This is a genomic window from Paraburkholderia sp. BR10937, from assembly GCF_040965695.1.
Classification (GTDB): Bacteria; Pseudomonadota; Gammaproteobacteria; order Burkholderiales; family Burkholderiaceae; genus Paraburkholderia.
In genome coordinates this window covers 1-255 of record NZ_JBFRCL010000205.1, presented here as the reverse complement: position 1 = coordinate 255, position 255 = coordinate 1, and the positions used below count along the sequence as shown (strand labels likewise).

The following is a 255-nucleotide window of genomic DNA, read 5'->3' as shown; positions in this document are numbered from 1 at the left end:
TGGACGGATGCTCGCCACGGATGGATGAGCCTGAGCGCCGGGTAACTGGTGCGAGGCCAGCGTAGGCCGCCAGGTGACCTGCCGAAGCGAATGCTTTGTGCGCGACCTCGGTGAGGAGTCTGGCGGCAGTCCTGACGCCGACTCCCGGCATGCTGGTCAGGACCGGCCAAAGAGGGTGAGCAAGCACCAGCCGCTCAACTTCGGCGGCGATTTCGTCGCGCTGTTTGCGTAAGGCGGCAAGTTGCTGAGCCAAGC

At 65.1% G+C, this 255-nt stretch carries 1 protein-coding gene; it reads right to left on the bottom strand.

Annotated elements, in window-relative coordinates:
* On the bottom strand, positions 1–255 hold a 255-nt coding region (locus AB4Y44_RS42670), incomplete at both ends, for a transposase (protein WP_368702843.1).